We start from the raw sequence: 22206 nt of genomic DNA, 5'->3' as shown, positions 1-22206 counted from the left end.
TGATTTACTTAAGAACAACTTGTTGCGCAGCATCAATACTTTGCCGAATACTTTTCGTGAATGATGCAATTGCAGCGGGTCATCTTGTTTTTCTGTTGCTACAATATTAACAATCGCACTACCGATAATGACACCGTCGGCAACTTCTGCTAATTTTTGTGCTTGTTCAGGTGTGTGAACACCAAAACCAATTGCAGTAGGAACGTCAGTATATTGTCGGATAGTTTTGACCAACTCCGCTAAACCATGGTAGAAATCATCTCGTTCACCGGTAATGCCGACTGAAGAAACGACATAAATAAAACCAGTTGCATCGCTAGCAATTTTTTCAATCCGATCACCTGATGTTGGAGAAATTAGAGGCACAATGGCAACATCGTATTTCGTTGCGGTTGGCACGATTTCATCACGACTTTCATAAGGTAAATCTGGTATAACTAGACCACCAATATCTAGATCAGCACATTTCTTTAAAAATGCATCATAGCCATACTTGAAGGGGATGTTTAGATAAGTTAACAGAACGATGGGGACATCAGTTTCTTGTCGGGCTGCCGATACAATTTCAAAAATCGTTTTCGTCTGCACATTTGCTTTAAAAGCTCGTAAATCAGCTGCTTGAATAACCGGACCATCAGCAACGGGGTCCGAAAAAGGGACGCCCAGTTCAACAATATCCGCACCGTTTTTGGCCAGAGCAATGATATTTTGTACCGTTGTATCAAAATCGGGATCATTAGCCACGACGAAGGGGACAAAAGCCTTATGATCTTTAAATACGTCACTTAATTTATTCATCAATGTTAACTCCTTTGTACTTTGCGATGCTGGCAACGTCTTTGTCACCACGACCTGAAAGGGTGCAGACAATAATTTGATCTTTAGACATTGTTGGTGCAATCTTTTCAACGTAAGCAATCGCGTGACAACTTTCAATAGCAGCCACGATACCTTCTTGTTTAGCAATGTATTCAAATGCTTGGACCGCTTCATCATCTGTGATACCCACATATTCAGCACGTTTGGCTTCTGCTAAGGCAGCGTGCTCAGGACCAACACCCGGATAGTCTAATCCAGCTGAAATAGAATAGACCGGATCGATTTGACCATCACTATTTTGCATAAATAATGACTTCATACCATGAAAGACACCGACGGAACCACGTTCGATCGTTGCAGCTGTCTGGTCTGTATCGATACCTTTACCTGCTGCTTCAACTCCCACTAATTTTACGTTAGTATCATCAAGATAATTAGCAAAACTACCGATGGCATTGCTACCGCCACCTACACAGGCTACGACCATATCAGGTAACTGGTTTTCTTGATCTTGTAATTGTTGCTTTGATTCTTGTGAAATAACACTTTGGAAATACTTGACCATTTCTGGAAATGGTGCCGGCCCAACTGCTGAACCTAGCACGTAGAATGTGTCGTCACTACGACTAGCCCACTCTTGTAAGGCAGCATTCACAGCATCTTTTAATACCTTTGAACCACTTGTCACAGCATGGACCTTTGCGCCTAATAGTTCCATTCGATAGACATTTAATTTTTGTCGTTCAGTGTCTTCTTTACCCATGAAAATCTCACAAGACATCCCCAACAAAGCAGCAATCGTCGCAGTAGCCACCCCATGCTGACCAGCACCAGTCTCAGCAATCAGACGTTGTTTACCCAAGTGTTTTGCAAGTAAGGCTTGGCCAATGACATTGTTAATTTTGTGAGCACCAGTATGATTTAAGTCTTCACGTTTGAGATAAATTTTTGCACCACCAAGATCCGCTGTCATATTTTTTGCGTAGTATAACAAGGAAGGACGGTTCGCATAATTAATCAGTAAATCTTGTAATTCCATTTTGAATGTTGGATCATTTTTTAAAGTTTGAAAAGATTGGTTAACTTTTTCAAGCTCTGACATTAAAATTTCGGGGATATATTGGCCACCAAAATTATTACCATAGCGGCCAGTTTGTTGCGTGTCGATTTTTTCTTCATTTAATAAAGTTTTCATTATAAGTTTCCTCTTTTGCATGTTTAACGAATTGAATTATTTTTTGGACGTCTTTTTTCTGATTAGTTTCGACACCACTAGAAACATCAACAATGGTTGGTTGTACTGTTTGAATTGCCTGTTGTACATTATCAGGATTTAGGCCACCAGCAAGTATGAAAGGCCGCTTGAGATGGGGAACATCGTTTAAACTCAGCAACCGACCACTGCCTTTTCCACTATCAGCCATGAGATAGTCGGCGGGTGACTGACTATCAATTGGTCGCTGTTCAAAAACCTGGATGACTTTGAGTCCTGCTCTTTGAAGTTGTTTGATTTCAGTGCCAGTACTTGGTCGATGCAGTTGGGCGATATCAATACTACCGGCTTTATAAATTTCTAAAATGTCAGTAACTGATTCTTCGACAAAAACGCCGACGGTCTTAATAGATGACTGTAACAAGCTTTTTAAATTTCTTGCAGTCTGTGGATCAATTTGATGACGGCCTGGTGCGAATACAAAGCCCACAAAATCAGGCTGCGCCACATTAACTGCGGTGATATCGTCGGGGGTCATCAAACCACAAATTTTAACTTGAGTTATAATGCTGCCTCCTTAAATCCTTTTATTAGGGTAGCTTTTTGTTGTGAACGCATCAAAGTTTCACCCATTAAAATAGCATTGAATCCAGCATCTACTAAAATTGCCACATCTTCTTGGGTTTTGATACCACTTTCAGCAACAACCGGAATTGTTGTCGGTATCATATGACGTAAGCGTAGGCTGTTATTGAAATCGACCTGAAAAGTTTTCAAGTTACGGTTATTGATACCGATAATATTGGCACCTGATTTTAGGGCACGCTGAACTTCTTGTGCGGTATGAACTTCGACAATTGCTTGCATCCCTAGTGATTCAGCTAATTCACGATAGTTTATTAACTGCTGATCATCTAAAATAGCAACAATTAACAGAATAATACCAGCGCCATTTGCCTTGGCCTCATAGATCATATAAGGATCGATCGTAAAGTCTTTACGAAGTGTGGGGACTGAAACGTGATCATTTATATGCTTCAAGTAGGGCAGATGACCATTGAAATAATCAGGTTCTGTTAATACTGAAATTGCATCGGCACCAGCCTTTTCATAAGAGGTTGCAATCTCCATATAGGGGAAATCTGTCACGATAGTACCCTTTGAAGGGGATGCTTGTTTAACTTCAGCAATAATGTGTAAACCAGGTTGTTTTAAAATGGCAAGAAAATTAGGCTGCGTATCTTTGGGGAGCTGTGCAACGGTTTGTTTTAATTCATCCAAAGATAGTACCTGTTGATGTCGTAATAAACGTTTTTTGGTGACGGTTACTAAATCATCTAAAATCATGCGACGACTTCCTGACTCTTTTTTGAGAAGGCAATTAGTTGTTCGAGCTCTTTGTTGGCTTGACCATTGTCAATGGTTTGAGCAGCGAGCGTAATACCCTCTTGAATGCTTAGCTCTGGATGGGCTAAATGTAAGGCTGATCCAGCATTTAGAAGCACGATGTCACGCTGTGGGCCCGTTTTTCCTGTCAGAATGTCACGGGTAATTTCAGCGTTTTCTGCAGGCGTGCCACCAACTAAGTCTGCAGATTGACTACGTGGCATGCCAAATTGTTCAGGTGTTAAAACATAATGGGTTAACTGACCATCTTGGAGTTCAATAACGGCCGTTTCATTGGCAGTTGTCATTTCGTCTAAGCCATCTCTGCCGTGAATAACCATGGCATTTTTTACACCAAGTTTTAGAAGGACATTGGCTAATGGTTCCAATAATTTTTCATCATAAACACCTAGTAATTGAAAAGTCGGGTGGGCAGGATTTAACAGTGGACCGAGAATATTAAAAATTGTGTGGAATCCTAATTGTTTTCGGACATTGGCAACATATTTCATTGATTGGTGATATTCTTGTGCAAAGAGAAAGGCAAGATTGTGTTCGTTAAGGCTTTCAAAACTTTTGGCGGGACTTTCATTAATGTCTAGTCCTAACGCTTCAATAACATCGGCTGCCCCACTCTTTGAAGAGGCGGCACGATTGCCATGTTTAGCGACTTTTGTTCCCGTTGCAGCGACAATAATGGCACTGGTTGTTGAAATGTTAAAGGTATTCGCATGGTCACCACCGGTACCAACGATTTCCAAAACGTTTTGTACCTCTGGAAATTGTTTGGCATGGTGTTGCATAGCAGTCGCAGCGCCGGCAATTTCTTCAATCGTTGATCCTTTCGCAGACAGCGCGGTTAATAAACTAGTTGTCTCGATTTCTGAAGTTTGGCCACTCATAATTTCATCTAAAACAGTCTGACTTTCTTCAAAAGACAGATTTTGGTGATTCATAATTTTTTGGACAGCTTCTTTGATCATAATAATTTCCTCCGAGTAATGTGTACTAAGTATCTTTAATTGCGAAATTAAAATAGCTGTCCTGCCATCGTTTGAATTCAAGGGTTCTTAACATAATTAGCCTCCAATAACACATAAAAAAATCCGCCCATAACTACTAAAAGTTAAGGACGGATTTTTCCGCGGTGCCACCTTAATTTAATTAATTGGGTCACCAAAAAAAGGTGTTTGTCATTGACGATACCCAACTAATTACGCTTAGCGAAGGACCAACATCCTTCCGGCAACTGACGTATGCCAACACGTTTCTCTGTACTTGAAAGATTCTTTCGGGAGAACCCTCAGTGGTCCATTTAATTATCTGCGTTCGATTGCACTCTCACCAACAGCAATTCTCTTTGCGTGCACAATAATCTTGATCTCCACATCATCGGTTTATTTTGGACGAATTATTAATTGTTGTTTTGTATATTAGAACATTTTAATAATCATGTCAATTATTTTAATTTTTGGGAATATTATTAGTAATAATATCTTGATACAATACTTATAATTGACAGAGTAAAGTAAATCAACTGATAAAAATATTAATTGAGTTGTTAAAGTGCCATAATTTAGCTAAACTAAAGTGAGAACGTTTTCAGAAACAGCTATAGAAATTTTTAGTGGGGATGAGAATAAGGTGCTATCAGACAAAATTATTTTACTAGATGAAGCTGCGTCGGATAATCAAGAAGCACTTGGACAAATTGCTGATCAAATGACTAGGAGCGGGGCAGTTAAAGATTCTTATAAATCAGCAGTTTTAAAACGTGAGATTGATTTTCCGACTGGTCTAGCAACCGTTAATATTGGTATCGCCATGCCACATACAGATGCAGAACATGTTAATTATGATCAACTTGGCGTATTGCGTTTACGTGAGCCGGTATCATTTTTGCAAATGGGGGATGGTGAAAGGATTCAAGTAAAGTTTGTATTTATGTTGGCATTAAAGGAAACACATACACAGTTGGCAATGTTACAGAAGTTAATTGCGTTAATTCAAGATAAAGCAAGCATTCGGCAATTATTATTAGCTGAAAAAACAGATGAGATTGTTGAGACGTTAAATAATGTGGGAATTGAGTAGAGAGGGAAAACTATGGGGGTAATTAAATGGCTATTAGATGCTGGTCCAACAGTGTTCTTGCCGTTATTACTATTTATTTTTGGGATTGTATTACGAATTAAACCAGGTAAGGCTTTCAAGTCTGCGTTGATGATTGGTATTGGATTCACTGGTTTGAACTTAATTCTTGGTTTGTTAACTGATAACTTAGGGCCAGCTGCCCAGGCAATGGTTAAAAACTTTGGATTATCATTAGATGTCATTGATGTTGGTTGGCCAGCCGCATCAGCCATCTCATATGGGACAACGCTAGGCAGTTTAGCCATCCCAATTGGTGTAGCTTTGAACGTTATATTGTTACTGATTGGTTTGACTAAGACGTTGGATGTTGATTTGTGGAACTATTGGCACATTGCGTTTTCAGGATCGTTAGTCTATGCAGCAACCGATAACTTTGGTTTAGGTCTGTTCACAATGATCGTGCATGCGATGTTGCTTTACTTTTTAGCGGATTTATCTGCACCGACAATTCAGAAACATTATGGTTTAGAAGGCATTTCGTTTCCACATGGCATTTCAGCACCCGGTTTTGTGCTTGCCTTGCCGATTAACTGGTTATTGGATCGTATTCCCGGCATAAGGAATATCCATTGGACACCAGAAACCATTCAAAAGAAGTTAGGAATCTTTGGTGATCCAGCTGTGATGGGATTGATTATCGGAATTATCATTGGTGGCTTGGCGCAATATGATTTGACGAAAATTTTGAATTTAGGCATTACTACAGCAGCAGTTTTGATTTTGATGCCACGGATGGTCGCCATTTTGATGGAAGGTTTGTCACCGATATCTGAAGCGGCTAACGCCATGGTACAAAAGCACTTTCCAGGACGTAACTTATATATTGGGATGGATTCAGCTTTGGCTGTTGGTCAAGAAGCGGTTCTTTCTGCTTCATTGATTTTAGTGCCGGTTTCATTACTAATCGCGGTTATTCTACCAGGAAACCATGTTTTACCATTTGGTGATTTAGCAACGATACCATTTATGATAGCCGTGATGGCAGCTGTATTTGGTGGTAATGTATTCAGAATTGTTATTGGTGGTGTGATTGATATTGCTGTGTCATTGTATATTGCGTCATGGATTGCACCATTACTGACCTCAGCAGCAAAATCAGCTAATTTTGCGATGGATGGCGCAACATCAATTTCAGTTTTGATAGATGGTGGTGCATGGACAACCTTACTGATCGTGGGCTTAGGAAAACTCATGTCGTGGAGCGGTATGGCGATTGTCTTTGTCATTGTTCTTGGCCTAATGATTTGGCTAAATAAGTTTAAGAAAACAGAAAAAGTAGAGCAACAATAAATTAATTGTAGTAAAAGGGGAGATATAATCATGACAAAGTCATTAATGGTCGTTTGTGGGACGGGTATTGCAACATCAACAATTGCAACTGGTAAAGTGAAGGAGTACTTAGCTTCAGTCGGAAAAACTGATCAAGTGAAGTTCTTACAATCTAAAATTGCTGATGAAGTTAGTGCCATTGAAAATGATGATTATGATATTATTGTTTCGACAACGATGGTACCAAGTGCAATTAAAGATAAGGTCATTAATGGTGTTCCTTTATTAACTGGTATGGGGGCACAGAAAGTGTTTGAAGCAATTGAAGCGAAGTTGTGATGCTTTATAATGAAAAACAATCAGTGATCCAATCGGACTACTGATTGTTTTTTTATTTTTCCGGTAATTCTCTATAGGCCAATTGTTCAATAATAGATGCGTGTTCGGGGTATTGCGCGATTAATGTTGCTTGTGTGAAAAGTTCAAAATCGTGATAATCAAAACCAGGCGTTACAACACAACTAACAACACTAAAATCATTAGTGACACTTGAACCAAAGATAGTATTTTTTGGGACCGTGTATGAGAGACGTTCACCATTTGCAATATTTGGGCCAATTTTAATCGCTTCATAGTGACCATCTGGGAAAATGCAATGGACAGTGAGTGTTGAACCAGCATGGTAAAACCAAGTTTCATCGGAAGATAGCCGATGAAAGTGCGATGGATTATCAGCATTTAATAAGAAAATGATTGACGTAAAAAGAGCACGACGCCCTCTTGGTAAGGATATGGTTTCATCGCTACGAGATGTTTCGACAAAATAGCCACCTTCAGAATGTGGTTCCAGCTGAAGTTTTTCAATCCAATCATTCATTGTCTCAGTCATAATAGCACCTTTCCTACTTTCGATTATTTTGTTCTTTATTATAACAAATACGCTGAAATTAGCGGCGTTGTAACCTATAGTATATTTGGAAATGTTTTTTATTAGGAATTCGGTACAAATGCCGTTCCATAGGCATTGTAAACGTTTACGATAATTGTTATCATGACAGTGTTAGGAAGTTTTTAATTAATGACAAATCACAACAATTATTAACGGGGGAAATTAATTCATGGCAACGAAATGGTGGCAAAATGATGTCGTTTATCAAGTTTATCCAAGATCATTTCAGGATAGCAATCATGATGGCATTGGGGATATTCCTGGAATTATTTCACGGTTAGATTATATTAAAAGTCTGGGTGTCACAATGATTTGGATTTCACCAATCAATAAATCACCAATGGTTGATATGGGGTATGACATTGCTGATTATCAAGCAATTGATCCACAATTCGGTACATTGGATGATTTCAAAACATTGTTAGCTGAGGCGAAAAAAAGAGATATTAAAATCATCATGGATTTGGTTGTGAACCACACATCAGATCAACATGAATGGTTCCAAGATGCGTTAGCTAATCCGGATAGTCCATACCGTGATTTCTATATTTTTAAAAAGACCAATAATGGTGAAGCACCCAACAATTGGCGTGGTATTTTTGGTGGCTCAACATGGGAGCCAGTACCAGGCGAAGATGGTACCTACTATTTCCATACATTCGCTAAGCAACAACCCGATTTAAATTGGGAGAATCCAAAATTACGTCGTGCTATTTATGACATGATTAATTGGTGGTTAGAACTTGGCGTGGCCGGTTTCCGAGTTGATGCAATTACGCATATTAAGAAGGACTTGGATTGGGCAAGTATTCCTGCCGATGATGTGGATGGGTTAGCTTCAGTCGTCAAGAAGGGGCGTAATCGTCCAGGTGTCGGAGAATTCTTGACCGAATTAAAACAAGAAACCTTTGATAAATATGATGCAGTTACAGTTGGTGAAGCATACGGTCTAGCAGATTCTGAGTTAGAAAAATTTGTTGGCAAAGACGGCTACTTCTCAATGGTATTTGACTTTTCATACATGAATATTGAGGTAAAAAACGGTGATGAGTGGTATCGTGGTCGTGCTGACTGGACACCAGTCGATTTACGGAATGCTTTCTTTAATGCACAGGAGGCAACAGCAGCTGCCCATGGTTCGCTAGCAAATGTCTTGGAAAATCATGATCAACCTAGAGTATTATCAAAGTTAGTGACTGATCCACAGTACCAGACACCACAAGCAGCTAAGGCATTAGGCACGATGTATTATTTCTTACCAGGGGTACCATTTATTTACCAAGGGCAAGAAATTGGTATGAAGAACTTTGAGCGTAAGAGTATCGATGAGTTTAATGATGTGTCATCGATAAATAATTATGAAACAGCCTTGCAAGATGGTTACTCATCTGAAGATGCCTTACTTGCAGTTAATCAGAAATCACGTGATAATGCCCGTACACCAATGCAGTGGGATGATAGTGAGTGTGGTGGCTTTTCAGATGCAACGCCATGGTTAGCTATGGGAACTGATCGCGAAGGTATCAATGTTGCTGCTGAAGAAAATGACTCACAATCAGTTCTAAACTATTACCAAGCATTAGGTGAATTACATCATGATGCCGAATGGGAGCCTGTTATCGTCAACGGTGATTTCCAGCCAATGCGGTCATTACCTGAAACAGTTGTTGGCTACCAACGTCGGTTAGGTCAAAAGGTACTGACTGTTCTAGTTAATTTGAGTCCAAAATCAGCACGCTTTAGTCTTGTTCAGACGGGGGGTGTTCTGGAACAAGTAGGTGAAGTGCAACTAACTAAGCAACGTGTTAAAATGAGCGCATATAGTGCAATTGTTTTGGGAAATAAACCAGAAGAAGGTTAAATGAATGAGTGATTTTTTGGATATCAAGCAAGCCATTATGGCTGATGAACAGAATCAGGCATATACTGCGCGTGGCATTGGACCAGTTTATCAAGTTGGCCCTGATGTTCGTATATTAATTATTGGTCAGGCACCTGGTGCAAAAGTAGAACAAACCGGGATACCATTTAATGATAAAAGTGGTGATCGTTTGCGAGAATGGATGGGGATTACCGCTGATGAGTTTTACAATAGCGGTAAAGTTGGTAATCTACCATTAGATTTCTATTTTCCAGGTAAAGGAAAGAGTGGTGATATACCACCACGTAAAGGATTTGCTGATAAATGGCATCCTAAAATGCTAGCTGATATGCCAAAAGTATCGCTGATTATTTTGGTTGGCGCTTATGCACAACGTTACTATTTGCCAATCAAAAAATCCGAGACAATGACAGCGGTTATTAAACGCTCACAAGAATTTGAGCCAAAGTTTATGCCTATCGTACATCCATCACCAAGAAATAATATTTGGTTACGGAAGAATCCGTGGTTTGAGGCAGATGTCGTGCCTAGACTACAGGCACGCGTGCGTGAGTTAATGAACGAAAAGTAAAATTATAAAGTAAAAGCACAGATGCGCGAAGCATCTGTGCTTTTGTTGATTTTAGAGTCCAAAACAGTAACTTTTCAGCTCTCTTTAAACGTGCTCCAACAAGCAGCATTCCTTATATAAGTCCAATTTTGACCCAGCCGCTTTGTAGCGTCAGGGCACAAAACAGGCCTTATACCGGAATGCTAAACGCTTGTTATCACACTCTTTCATAAACGCGATTAATTTTCAGTCCGGCCAATATAACGCCACCTGTACCTGCATGCCTACGCAGTCGCTACGGCGAAGCAGATACAGGTGGCGTTATATTAACCTCCAAAACGAAAATTAATCAGCTCTTTTTTCATAAACGCGATAAGTTACCAGTCCATCAAAAATAAGCGATAAATATGTCACACACCTACGCAGTTGCTCCGGCGGTGCGCCAAATTTATCACTTATTTTGGATTTCAAAACGGTAACTTATCAGCTCTCTCTTTTACTCAAACTCTTCGTATTCATTTGGATCTTGGCCATCGATACGACCGTCTTCTTGATTTAGTTCATTGATTGCTGCGATTTCGTTGTTTTCTAATGCGAAATCGAAGACATCAAGATTTTCACGTTGGTGAGCAGGGTTAGCTGAACGTAGAACTGGCACAATACCACGGTCAATATGCCAACGTGTAATAATTTGACTTGTTGACTTGCCATACTTATCGGCAATCTTTTTGACAACTGGCTCCTTTAGTGCTGAACTACCACGGCCAAGTGGGCTCCAGGCTTCAACCTTGATACCACGGCGCATATTTTCTAAGACATTGTCTTCTTGTACCCAGTAAGGGTGAATTTCAATTTGGTTAACTGCTGGCTTAACACCAGTTTCTTCAATAATACGATCTAGATGTTCGGGCTCGAAGTTAGATACACCAATTGAGCGGATCAAACCTTGCTTTTGTGCATCAACTAAAGCTTGCCAAGCTTCAACATATAAGCCGCGCTTTGGCAATGGCCAGTGAATGATATACAAATCAAAGTAATCAATTCCCATACGGGCTAATGATTCTTGGATAGCATTACGGGCACTTTCATAGTCATGATATTTACCAGGCAATTTTGAGGTAATGTAAAATTCTGAACGTGGAACGCCAGAATAACGGATTGCTTTACCAACAATTCCTTCATTGTCGTAATTAGTAGCTGAATCAATGAGACGATAACCGCTTTTAATCGCTGCCAGAATTTGTTGGAATCCTGCGCCACCTTTAAGTTGATAAGTACCAAGACCTAAATTAGGTAGTTGATGACCATCATTCAATGTAATACTTGGAATTGACATAAAAAGCCTCCTTATTAATCTAAGTTTACTTTCGCATTTAAAATGATAATTTGCAAGTGGTGGCTATCGCATTATTTCATAACTAACGGTAACATAGTATTAGTGATTTTATTGGAGGAACAAAGATCGTGAAAAAAGGATTTCACTTTGGTAAGTGGGTATTAATTGTATTTGCCATTATGATGCTATTCCTGGGTATCTATTCATTATTTGATGTGTTTATCGATCAGGTTATTTGGTATCATTTGGCGTTACTTGTTTTATTTCTCATCATTGGATTTATTAGCCGCACAAAGGAAAGATGGTTGTATTTAACAACAGCAGTCATTTGGCTGATCAATGTTAGTTGGGACTTAATTCGTTTATTTTAAGTTGACAAAGAGGGGTGGAAAGTATGATTTCAATACCATTATCAGAAGAACTAACGGTATCAGCAGATAAACTGTTGCAACAACATCTATTGATTGTGGGAGCAACTGGCAGTGGTAAATCGACAAGTGCCATGACGATTTTGCATGGCTTGATGGCTCAAAATCAAACAACGATGATTGTTGATCCAACTGGTGAATATACACACCTACCAAATGCCGTTGTTGCCAAGTTAGGCTACAATGCTTACATTGATTATGAGAAGTTAACTGGTCAGGATTTGAACTTACTGTTTGGGGTGGATGATTCTGAAGTACAGGAAAAATTATCAGATGCACTCGATAGTTTAAAAATTCAAAAAAACATTGTGAAACAACCAGGGGTCTATACGAAAATTAATCGTACATGGGATGATTTTGAAAAAGATATGCACCAACTGTATCACTACCCACAACCAGTTGACCTAGGCTTGTTGCCAGAACAACTCCGGCAAGAATATGCTATGCCAGTTGATAACTTTGACGTCATCGGTCAGAAGATTGATGAAAGTGGCTTTGCAAAATGTCTGCCATTAATTCGACGTATTAAGCGTTTGACTAGCCAGCAGCGTTTTCAGCAGCTCTACCATATGCCTTTACCGGAAGATGAACCAGCACCAGCCAATATGCAAACGGATGTGATGTATTTATTGCGATTGTTTGCTGGTCATCGCAGTGATCATAAGATTTTGGTGATTGATTGCTCGTTATTTGCGGATAATTTGGCGATGGGAAAAGTCATTGTGTCATTATTAACGACGGCTTTGTTACGTGAAAAACAACAACTAAAGCATAGTGTCCCAGTTACTTTGTTGATTGATGAAGCCCATCGTTATGTGATGGCTGATAAATTGACAACTAATGGTATTTTTAGAATTGCTCGTGAAGGTCGCAAGTCGGGCTTGTTTTTAATGTTAACAACGCAAAGCCCACTTGATTTACCAGCATCATTATTAGGGCAGTTTGGTCATTACTTGGTACATCAATTAAATACGAGCAGTGAACTGGCACAGTTGCCGGTATTACAAGATTATGGTCAACAAATTGCCCACCAGAATGTTGGTCAGGCATTGTTGGCAGGAAATAATTTTGTACCACCAAAGGCGATTGATATGCTGTTTATTTCTGAAATGAATCATCATACAACGACACCACAATTTTTTTAATAACAAAAAGAACGTGCGAGAGAAGACTAAGGCTTTTTTCGCACGTTCCTTTGTTATTATTTTTTTGTCGGTTCTGGAATAAACGTATCAACAGCTGACCAGAAAGTGACCAGTGAAAATACGATAACAAAGTGCCAGGCAATTGTTTTCCAGGCATTACCATACACATTGGTATAAGTGTTGATGAATCGTTGTGCAAAAACAAGTGCGATAACTTCCTCAACCGCAATAACTAGCATTGTTAAAGCAGCTGCAGCAGCCAATACAGCACCAATCAATAACACGAGTGATGCAAGGTGTTGCGCAATCCAGCGTAAAGACCAAGCTTTGGCAGCTTTGTGATTCATGAGTTGACAACCTCCAATAGTTAAATACTATGCTCCATTATACGTGAAATTAGATTAGGTGACCAAAAAAAGGTAAAAAATAAGCTGAATTATAAGATAAATCTTGTTAAAATTAATGTTCTGTCATTCCGTTAAGTTTTAACTAACAATGTGGTTGTCAAAAGGGTTATAATACAATTAGCATAATTGAGATTAAAGGAGACGTTTTATGGTCAATGATTGGATAAAAATTCATGGCGCGCGCGCTCACAATTTAAAGAACGTAGATGTAGACATTCCAAGGGACAAATTTATTGTCATGACAGGGCTATCGGGTTCTGGGAAGAGTTCACTAGCATTCGATACATTATACGCCGAGGGACAAAGACGTTACGTTGAAAGTTTATCAGCGTATGCTCGTCAATTTTTAGGGCAAATGGATAAACCAGATGTTGATGCCATCGATGGTTTGAGTCCAGCTATTTCAATTGATCAAAAGACGACTTCCAAGAATCCGCGGTCAACGGTGGGGACGGTTACAGAAATTAATGATTACTACCGTCTGTTGTTTGCCCGTGTTGGTCAGCCGGATTCTGCTGCAGATGGTACGATTGTTAAAAAATCTATTGATCAAATGTTGAATGATCTGTCAGAACGTTTGCCTGAAGGTAGTCGATTGCAAATCCTGGCACCAATTATTCGCCATAAACGTGGTTCACATGCAACGGCATTTGAGCGAATTCAAAAAGAAGGTTTTGTTCGTTTCATTGTTGATGGTGAGATGCATGAGGTTACTGATGATATTGAACTAAATAAAAATAAATATCATGATATTGCCATTGTTGTTGATCGCATTATCTTACGCGATAGTTCGCGTGCACGTCTCTTTGAGTCTTTTGAATCTGCCATGCGTTTGGCGGAAGGACTTGTGACAGTCGACGTTGTGAGAGGCGAAGGGCAACAATTGACTTATTCAGATCACTATACTGGTCCGCTAAAAAACTTTGCAGTTGGTAAGCTTGAACCCCAACTGTTTTCATTTAATGCGCCACTTGGTGCTTGTCCAGTCTGTGGTGGGTTAGGAATCACATTAGAGGTGGATATTGACCGTGTCGTGCCGGACCAAAGGAAAACATTGGCTGAAGGTGCTATCGACGCTTGGAATCCGATTTCATCGTCATATTATCCAGAGATGTTACGACAGTTCGCAGAGTCAGTCGATATTCCGATGGACGTTCCTTTTGAAGAACTAACGGATGAGCAACGTGAAACTATCCTGTATGGTTCTGGGGATAAGACTTTCCATTTCCACTATGAAAATGATTTTGGTGGTGTACGTGATGTTGATGTTGTCTTTGAAGGTGTTATGAACAATATCAATCGTCGTTATCGAGAATCAAATTCTGACTTTACTCGTGAACAAATGCGTAGTTATATGGATGAGTTAACTTGCCAAGCTTGTCATGGTTACCGTTTAAATGAAGGGGCCTTGTCCGTTAAAGTTGGTGGCCAAAATATTGGTCAGATTTCTGAACAATCAATTGACCATGAATTGACATTCTTTGAACAACTTTCATTTGGGCAACAAGATCAAGAAGTTGCCGCGCCGATAGTTAAGGAGATTAAAGATCGGCTACGTTTCTTGAAAAATGTCGGCTTAGAGTATTTGACCCTATCACGTTCGGCTAGAACGTTGTCTGGTGGTGAAGCGCAGCGAATTCGTTTGGCAACTCAGATTGGTTCAAATCTGTCTGGGGTAATGTATGTGTTAGATGAGCCATCGATTGGGTTACACCAACGTGATAATGACCGTTTGATTCATTCTTTGCAGCAAATGCGTGATTTAGGGAACACATTGATTGTTGTCGAACACGATGAAGATACGATGCGGGCAGCTGATTATATTATTGATGTTGGACCAGGCGCTGGTGAACATGGTGGTGAAATCATGGCCACAGGTACCCCAGCTGAAATTGAAGGAAATGCACAATCACTAACCGGACAATATCTTGCGGGTAAAAAGTTTATTCCCGTTCCTGATACTCGTCGTAAAGGTAATGGTCAAAAAATAACAGTTTCAGGGGCCGCAGAAAACAATCTAAAGAATATCAAAGTTGATTTTCCCCTCGGTAAATTTACCGTAGTGACTGGTGTTTCAGGATCAGGTAAGTCAACGTTAGTTAATACAATTCTTAAACGTGCTCTGAAAATGGAGCTAAATCACAATTCTGAAAAGCCAGGAAAGTATCGCCGTATAACGGGTTATGAAAATATTGATAAGATTGTTGATATTGACCAAAGCCCAATTGGCCGGACACCACGTTCAAATCCAGCCACTTATACAGGGGTGTTTGATGATATTCGGGCGCTGTTTGCTCAGACTAATGAAGCAAAAATGCGTGGTTATAAGAAGGGACGCTTCTCGTTCAATACTAAGGGTGGCCGTTGTGAAGCATGTAAAGGTGATGGGGTCATTAAGATTGAAATGAACTTTTTGCCTGATGTGTACGTCACTTGTGAAGTGTGTGGTGGTACACGTTATAATTCGGAAACCCTTGAAGTTACTTATCGTGGTTTGACCATTGCCGATGTCTTAAATCTCACAGCTGAACAAGCGGTTGATTTTTTCGCAGCAATTCCAAAGATTCGTCGTAAGTTACAAACGATGGTCGATGTTGGTTTAGGGTATGTGAAGTTAGGACAATCAGCGACGACTTTGTCAGGTGGTGAAGCCCAACGAATGAAGTTAGCTTCTGAATTACAACGTCGTTCAACTGGTAAAACATTTTATATCCTAGATGAGCCAACGACGGGGTTACACGTTGCTGATATTTCAAGACTGTTGGAGGTCTTGCAGCGATTGGTTGATGGTGGTAACTCTGTCTTGATTATTGAACACAATCTGGACGTTATCAAAACTGCTGACTGGTTAATCGATATGGGACCAGAAGGTGGTGAAGGTGGTGGTAACATCCTAGTAACTGGGACACCCGAACAAATTGCTGCAACGTCAGGTTCATATACGGGCCAATATTTAGGACCAATTATGGCACGAGATCGACAACGCGCCAATGATACAAAGTAGTGTATGTTTGCAAATTTAAAGTAGGTTGCGTATACTTATGTTTTGTAAGTTGAATTTGGCGTATTGAGAGGTAACAATGATGGCAGAAAAATTAGATGTTGCATCAGCTCGACGTAAAATGAAGAGTCCTAATATTAAGACTCGTAAGCGTGCGTTGAAAGTTTTGCATGAAGCAAGTCACCAAACAATTAAAAAGTAAATATATTAGCAGGCTGGAACAAGAGAAAATGTTCCAGCCTTTTTGCTAAAAGTGGTATGTGCATGGGTGGGCATACTGGATTCTATAACATTCGCTTTTTCATTCATGAGATACCCGGGTGTATCTTAAAGATGATACAATGGATAAGACAAATTAAGAGGAGGGCAGCCAGATGAGCAAAAAAGAATTAATTATTGTCACTGGTATGAGTGGCGCTGGTAAAACGGTTGCCATTCAGGCATTTGAAGACCTTGGGTATTTCACAGTGCAGAATCTACCACCTGCCATGTTACCTAAGTTTTGGCAAATGATTTCAGATGAAGACACGATTCAACGTGCAGCGGTTATGATTGATCTACGTTCACAAAGTTTTTTTGAGGACCTGGATCATGAGGTGCGCCGCTTAAGAAAAAATAGTTATGATAAGTACGATATGAAGATTGTCTACATTGATGCTTCTGATGGTGAATTAGTGGCCCGTTATAAAGAAACACGACGTTCGCATCCTTTAGCTGGTGAAGGTGGTACTTTATATGGTATTCAATTAGAAAGAGAACAACTAGCCGGGATTCGTGACTTAGCAAGTGAGATTATTCATACGGATGATTATGCACCAAGACAATTGCGAAATTATATTCAAGCACATTTTGGTTCAAATAAAGATCAAGCTGGTACGTTTACGATTCAGGTCATGAGTTTTGGGTTTAAGTATGGTATTGCGGTTGATGCTGATTTAGTATTCGATGTTCGTTTCTTACCTAACCCATATTACAAGGAAGATTTACGCCAACTAACCGGGTTGGATGAATCTGTGGCTAACTATGTTTGGCAAACCGATGATGCAAATGAGTTCTATCAACGAGTTAGTGAGCAAATTAAATGGCTATTACCAAAGTATAAGGCTGAGGGCAAAAGTACCTTGACGATTGCTTTTGGTTGTACAGGTGGTCAACATCGTTCGGTTGCGTTTGCCCATCGTTTACATCATGACTTGTCCGAAGACTGGGTGGTCAATGAGAATCATCGTGATATTGAACGCCGAAAGGAGAGCACTAACCGGTCATGACAGAAAAATATACAGTTAAGCGTGTACCGAAAATAGTTGTGATTGGTGGTGGCTCTGGTCAACCCGTCGTGTTAAATGGCTTAAAAAAATATGAAAACGATTTAACAGCAATTATTACGGTCGCTGATGATGGGGGTTCCTCGGGAACACTACGCCATTATCTAAAAATGGTACCACCTGGAGATATCCGTAATGTGGTGGCAACGTTATCGGAGTTACCAACCAGTTTGTTGGATATTTTCCAGTATCGTTTTAAACCCGAAGATGACATGCTTGCCCATCATTCTTTAGGAAATTTGATTATTGCGGCAATGGCAGAAAAAGAACATGATATTTTTGATGGGATACAATTACTAACGAAAATTATGCAAGTTCGTGGCCATGTTTATCCGGTGGCAAATGAACCACTGGTATTGCATGCAAGTTTCTCGGATGGGACAGAATTAGCGGGCGAAGCTGAGATCACGGCCGCTCATAAAACTATTGATCATATCTGGGTCACTGCCCAAGAACAACCGGCTACGCATATTGTGCAGTCACCTAGCCAAGTTATCAACGCCATTTTAGAAGCAGATGTGGTTGTCCTTGGCCCAGGTAGCTTGTTTACGAGTGTTTTACCTAATTTAATGGTGCCCAATGTAGCAGAGGCGTTACGTTCAACCCGTGCTAAAGTCGTGTATATTGCCAATATCATGACCCAAAAAGGGGAAACAGACAATTTTACGGATGCGGATCATGTGAATGCAATCAATAAGCATGTTGGTGAGCGAATCGTAGATGCTGTGATTATGAATACTGGTAAGGTGCCTGACGATTATATTGATTGGCAACGTTGGAATGAAATTTCATACCAAGTACATTCAGATCCAGAGTCTGTGCAAGAATTAGGAGCTGAACCGGTTTTGGGCGACCTATTAGCCTTACGAGATGAAGGTGCGTTCCATGATGGGGATGCCGTCGCACAACTAATTATGCAATTGGCGACAAATTAATTGAAATAAATATAGTGGGAGGTGGCACTAATGTCATTTGCGAGTGATGTTAAAAAAGAATTAACCACCTTAGAAATTAGTAATCCAGATAATGCGAAGGCTGAATTATCTGCTTTGCTACGGATGAATGGCTCATTGGGATTGAAGAATCAGCATTTCACCCTTAATGTGCAAACCGAAAATGCGGCAACGGCACGACGGATTTTAGGGTTATTGCAAAAATTCTATCGTTTGCCATCAGAAATTTCTGTTCGTCGTCAAATGAAATTGAAGAAAAATAATTTGTATGTCGTTCGTATTACGAAAGGTGTTAACGAATTACTTGATGATTTGCATATCTTTGAAGGATTCGAATTACTACCGACTGTTCCTGATGAGTGGCTAGAGCCAGAAGGCAAAGCACGTTCTTATCTACGTGGGGCTTTTTTGGCTGCTGGTTCGGTGAATAACCCAGAAACTAGCCGTTATCATTTAGAGATATATTCTTTATATGAAGAACAAGCTACGCAGTTATCAAATTTAATGAACCGATTTGATTTGAATGCTAAAGTGGTTGAACGCCGTTCAGGATTCATCGTGTACTTGAAGGAAGCTGAAAAAATTGGTGACATGATGAAAGTTATCGGTGCAACAAATGCAATGTTTCGTATGGAAGATATACGCATTATTCGTGATATGCGTAATTCCGTTAATCGGTTGGTCAATGCTGAAAATGCTAATTTAGATAAGACCGTTAATGCGAGCCAAAAACAAATCGATGATATTTTGTTTTTAGACGAAGAAATTGGTTTGGGACGCTTTCCAGAAAAATTACGTGAAATTGCTGAAGTTCGCTTAGCGCATCGTGAGGATCCGTTGTCAGCACTCGGAAGGTATGTGCCATCAGGTGAAATTTCGAAATCCGGTGTTAATCATCGTTTACGAAAATTAACAAAAATGGCTGATGAAATCAGAGACACAGGACAAATCCCAAAAGAGCTGCAACGAGGAAATGATAATTAGTTAAATAGGGTTTGACCATTCTTGACGAAATGATAAAATGGTAATATGTTCTTGATTTTGAACACTAGGAGGAAATAAAAAATGACACCAATTCCATATGTTATTGAACAATCATCACATGGTGAGCGTTCATATGATATTTTTTCACGTTTATTAATTGACCGTATAATTATGGTTAATGGTGAAATTGAATCACAAATGGCAACAGCAATTATTGCACAGTTGCTATTCTTAGATGCCCAAGATCCAGACAAGGACATTTATATGTACATTAACTCTCCAGGTGGAGAAGTTAATGCTGGTATGGCTATTTATGACACGATGAATTTCATTAGTGCTGACGTTCAAACAATTACAATTGGACTGGCAGCATCAATGGCATCTGTCTTAGCATCTTCAGGTGCTAAGGGTAAGCGATTCATTTTGCCTAATTCACAGTTCATGATTCACCAACCATCAGGTGGTGCTCAAGGACAACAAACTGAAATTGCCATTGCTGCTAAAGAAATTTTGAAGACTCGTAAGAAGTTGAACCAAATTTTGGCAGACAATACTGGTCGACCATTTGAAGAAGTTGAAAAGGATACTGAGCGTGATCACTGGCTAGATGCTGAAGAATCACTTGAGTATGGCTTGATTGATAAGATTATGACTAGTGCTAAGGATAAGTCATAAAAGTGATTTTGTAATATAAAATTCGTTAATATTTGGTACCAATAGCTAATTTCAAAAAATTAGTTATTGGTACTTTTTTTGTGATTGTTTGTTATAAGTATTATGGCAATCATTGTTAACGTATGATAAGCTAGTTAGCGCGTTTTATTTCGCCAAATACATATGAAATAAGGAGCTTATTATGACCAAAATAGCTGTAGTAGATAACCAAAATTGATTTACCCCAAACATTAAAAAAATGAGGTTTATTAATAATGGAAAACAAAAAAATATCACTACCACAGAATTGGCAATTTAATTTTTATCGGCTTTTTGGCGGTCAATTACTTTCTGGGATAACGAGTTGGACAGTCCAGTACGCGCTTATTTGGTTCATGACCATGACTTATAAGTCTCCTAGTGTTTTAGCTTTTGCGACAATGCTATCAACAATTCCAGGAATTGTTTTGGCACCAATTGTTGGGCCATTGGTAGATCGATTAAATAAAAAGGTGCTACTTATTGGTGGCGACTTGATTGTTGCTGCCGCTGCATTACTAATAATATTTAGTAATAGAGAAGGCACATTGCCGTTGTATATTGTCTATACTGCCGTTTTCATTCGTTCAGTTGCCCAAACGCTTCAGCAACCAACTATTCAATCAACTGTACCAACATTAGTGCCAGATGATTTTTTGGTAAAAGCGAATGGGCAAATTGGCAGTTTTAATGCTATTAGCACGGTACTAGCACCCACCCTTGGGTTTCTGACATACAGTAATCTACCACTCGTGGGTGTGATGTGGATTGATATTGTTGGTGCGGTTATTGGCTCAACAACAGTATTGTTATCTGTGATACCAAGTTTTAATCAGCTGTCACAAGGAAAAATTACAGTATCTCGTGATTTAATTGCTGGTTGGAAGGTGATGATTGGGCAGCGTGGTGTACTGCAATTAATCATTATTGTTTCTCTGGTAATGGTGGCTTTTGTGCCAATATCTTCAATGTATCCGCTTTTTACGACCGAATATTTCAAAATGAGTCTATTTCATGCCAATTTAGTGGAAACGATTTTTTCAGTTGGCATGGTGGTCGGTGGATTGATACTTGGATTATTTAGTAAAGTTACACGGCTGATTCATCCTGTGCTTATTGCGATAATTTTTATGGGCGCAATGTTTATGTTTTCTGGTGTATTGCCTGGCAATGAATTAGGCTTTTGGTCATTCTTTGGTTTTAATATTGTTGTTGGGTTAGCTATTCCAATTATGAATAGCTTTTTAATGACTATTATCCAAAAATCATATCCGCTAGAATATTTAGGTCGTGTTATGGGAGTTACAATGCCTTTGCAAGCAGCAGCAGGACCGGTTGGCCTTGCTTTTATCGGGCCATTAGCAGAGCAGTATGGCATTTTACCAATGTTTATGTGGGGTGGCATTGCTGAAGTAGCACTAGCTATTTTCGCGTATAGCCTCCCAGCTATTCGAAACATTAGTACAAAGAATGCAGATTAATCAAATAGCAATTACTTAATAAGTTTTTTGAAAGCGACTGATGAGCCTGACAAACTAATGTCAGTTCATGGTCGTTTTTTATTAATAAGTAAATTTTTTTCTTGCAGCGCATGGAATGTTCACAAACTTTTCGGTAACCGCTTTCTTTGTTGACAGAATAGGTGTTTACATCTTATCATTATGTGGAGGAGGTGCTTTGGAGATAAAATTTAATACTTCCCTATTGTGAAT

21 protein-coding genes and 1 pseudogene are annotated in these 22206 nt (G+C 39.5%); 14 read left to right on the top strand and 8 right to left on the bottom strand.

The features are described 5' to 3' along the window. Window positions 1–4: 4 nt before the first annotated feature. The 5 genes and pseudogenes from trpA to trpD all read right to left on the bottom strand — a co-directional run bounded on the left by trpA (window position 5) and on the right by trpD (window position 4401). Window positions 5–798: pseudogene (gene trpA, locus FOL01_RS08535) on the bottom strand (tryptophan synthase subunit alpha). Further along, on the bottom strand, window positions 791–2014 hold the full coding sequence (gene trpB / locus FOL01_RS08530) for a tryptophan synthase subunit beta (RefSeq protein ID WP_075270226.1): 1224 nt from the start codon (window positions 2012–2014) through the stop codon (window positions 791–793). Before trpB ends, trpA begins: the two are co-directional and overlap by 8 nt. Continuing rightward, complete coding sequence (locus FOL01_RS08525) at window positions 1995–2597, bottom strand: phosphoribosylanthranilate isomerase (RefSeq protein ID WP_075270225.1); 603 nt, start codon at window positions 2595–2597, stop codon at window positions 1995–1997. The genes trpB and FOL01_RS08525 overlap by 20 nt, the downstream gene beginning before the upstream one ends. Then, window positions 2594–3379 carry an indole-3-glycerol phosphate synthase TrpC gene (trpC, locus tag FOL01_RS08520; protein WP_075270224.1) on the bottom strand — a complete coding sequence of 262 codons (786 nt, stop codon included), beginning with the start codon at window positions 3377–3379 and terminating at the stop codon, window positions 2594–2596. Before trpC ends, FOL01_RS08525 begins: the two co-directional genes overlap by 4 nt. Beyond that, window positions 3376–4401, bottom strand: coding sequence for an anthranilate phosphoribosyltransferase (trpD, locus tag FOL01_RS08515; protein WP_075270223.1), 1026 nt, complete (start codon window positions 4399–4401; stop codon window positions 3376–3378). The genes trpC and trpD overlap by 4 nt, the downstream gene beginning before the upstream one ends. A gap of 607 nt (window positions 4402–5008) precedes the next feature. Here trpD and FOL01_RS08510 point away from each other — a divergent pair. Genes FOL01_RS08510 through FOL01_RS08500 form a run of 3 tightly spaced genes read left to right on the top strand, consistent with a single transcriptional unit; the run spans window position 5009 to window position 7180 of the window. After that, the gene (locus FOL01_RS08510) at window positions 5009–5512 is read left to right on the top strand and encodes a PTS sugar transporter subunit IIA (protein ID WP_237342628.1); all 504 of its coding nucleotides are present in this window, start codon (window positions 5009–5011) and stop codon (window positions 5510–5512) included. Window positions 5513–5524: 12 nt separating this feature from the next. Then, window positions 5525–6862, top strand: a complete 1338-nt coding sequence (locus tag FOL01_RS08505; RefSeq protein WP_075270221.1) for a PTS galactitol transporter subunit IIC — start codon at window positions 5525–5527, stop codon at window positions 6860–6862. Between the two features lie 30 nt (window positions 6863–6892). After that, window positions 6893–7180, top strand: a complete 288-nt coding sequence (locus FOL01_RS08500) for a PTS sugar transporter subunit IIB (protein ID WP_075270220.1) — start codon at window positions 6893–6895, stop codon at window positions 7178–7180. A gap of 52 nt (window positions 7181–7232) precedes the next feature. Here the strand turns inward: FOL01_RS08500 and FOL01_RS08495 are convergent, their stop codons facing one another. Further along, complete coding sequence (locus tag FOL01_RS08495) at window positions 7233–7730, bottom strand: cupin domain-containing protein (RefSeq protein WP_075270219.1); 498 nt, start codon at window positions 7728–7730, stop codon at window positions 7233–7235. A 229-nt stretch (window positions 7731–7959) separates the two neighbouring features. Between FOL01_RS08495 and FOL01_RS08490 the strand changes: the two genes are divergently transcribed. Both FOL01_RS08490 and FOL01_RS08485 read left to right on the top strand, forming a co-directional pair. Continuing rightward, window positions 7960–9651: an alpha-glucosidase gene (locus tag FOL01_RS08490; RefSeq protein ID WP_075270218.1), complete on the top strand. Its 1692-nt coding sequence runs from the start codon at window positions 7960–7962 to the stop codon at window positions 9649–9651. Between the two features lie 4 nt (window positions 9652–9655). Next, on the top strand, window positions 9656–10243 hold the full coding sequence (locus FOL01_RS08485) for a uracil-DNA glycosylase family protein (RefSeq protein WP_075270217.1): 588 nt from the start codon (window positions 9656–9658) through the stop codon (window positions 10241–10243). 475 nt (window positions 10244–10718) lie between these two features. Here FOL01_RS08485 and FOL01_RS08480 read toward each other — a convergent pair whose 3' ends face one another. After that, a complete protein-coding gene (locus FOL01_RS08480; protein ID WP_075270216.1) occupies window positions 10719–11558 on the bottom strand; it encodes an aldo/keto reductase in 840 nt (279 codons plus the stop codon). Window positions 11559–11686: 128 nt separating this feature from the next. Here FOL01_RS08480 and FOL01_RS08475 point away from each other — a divergent pair, with 128 nt between their 5' ends. Further along, a complete protein-coding gene (locus tag FOL01_RS08475; protein ID WP_075270215.1) occupies window positions 11687–11929 on the top strand; it encodes a hypothetical protein in 243 nt (80 codons plus the stop codon). A 23-nt stretch (window positions 11930–11952) separates the two neighbouring features. Then, complete coding sequence (locus tag FOL01_RS08470; RefSeq protein ID WP_075270214.1) at window positions 11953–13131, top strand: ATP-binding protein; 1179 nt, start codon at window positions 11953–11955, stop codon at window positions 13129–13131. A gap of 56 nt (window positions 13132–13187) precedes the next feature. Here FOL01_RS08470 and FOL01_RS08465 read toward each other — a convergent pair whose 3' ends face one another. Beyond that, entirely contained in the window at window positions 13188–13478 is a 291-nt protein-coding gene (locus FOL01_RS08465) for a hypothetical protein (RefSeq protein ID WP_075270213.1), read from the bottom strand. A gap of 208 nt (window positions 13479–13686) precedes the next feature. On the opposite strand from FOL01_RS08465, the gene uvrA reads away from it, so the two are divergent. From uvrA to FOL01_RS08435, 7 genes are all read left to right on the top strand, one after another. Then, window positions 13687–16542, top strand: a complete 2856-nt coding sequence (gene uvrA, locus FOL01_RS08460) for an excinuclease ABC subunit UvrA (RefSeq protein ID WP_075270212.1) — start codon at window positions 13687–13689, stop codon at window positions 16540–16542. 79 nt (window positions 16543–16621) lie between these two features. Then, window positions 16622–16741, top strand: a complete 120-nt coding sequence (locus tag FOL01_RS11215) for a putative metal homeostasis protein (protein ID WP_169823052.1) — start codon at window positions 16622–16624, stop codon at window positions 16739–16741. Window positions 16742–16913: 172 nt separating this feature from the next. Then, a complete protein-coding gene (gene rapZ / locus FOL01_RS08455) occupies window positions 16914–17807 on the top strand; it encodes an RNase adapter RapZ (protein ID WP_075270211.1) in 894 nt (297 codons plus the stop codon). Next, the gene (locus FOL01_RS08450; protein WP_075270210.1) at window positions 17804–18799 is read left to right on the top strand and encodes a gluconeogenesis factor YvcK family protein; all 996 of its coding nucleotides are present in this window, start codon (window positions 17804–17806) and stop codon (window positions 18797–18799) included. The genes rapZ and FOL01_RS08450 overlap by 4 nt, the downstream gene beginning before the upstream one ends. Before the next feature lie 30 nt (window positions 18800–18829). Then, entirely contained in the window at window positions 18830–19801 is a 972-nt protein-coding gene (gene whiA, locus FOL01_RS08445) for a DNA-binding protein WhiA (RefSeq protein ID WP_075270209.1), read from the top strand. Window positions 19802–19882: 81 nt separating this feature from the next. Then, window positions 19883–20476, top strand: coding sequence for an ATP-dependent Clp protease proteolytic subunit (locus FOL01_RS08440; RefSeq protein WP_075270208.1), 594 nt, complete (start codon window positions 19883–19885; stop codon window positions 20474–20476). Between the two features lie 254 nt (window positions 20477–20730). Beyond that, window positions 20731–21975, top strand: a complete 1245-nt coding sequence (locus FOL01_RS08435; RefSeq protein WP_075270207.1) for an MFS transporter — start codon at window positions 20731–20733, stop codon at window positions 21973–21975. The last annotated feature ends 231 nt before the right edge of the window (window positions 21976–22206 follow it).

It is taken from the genome of Weissella thailandensis (assembly GCF_001932615.1).
Lineage (GTDB): Bacteria > Bacillota > Bacilli > Lactobacillales > Lactobacillaceae > Weissella > Weissella thailandensis.
This window is presented reverse-complemented; position numbering and strand designations above follow the sequence as displayed.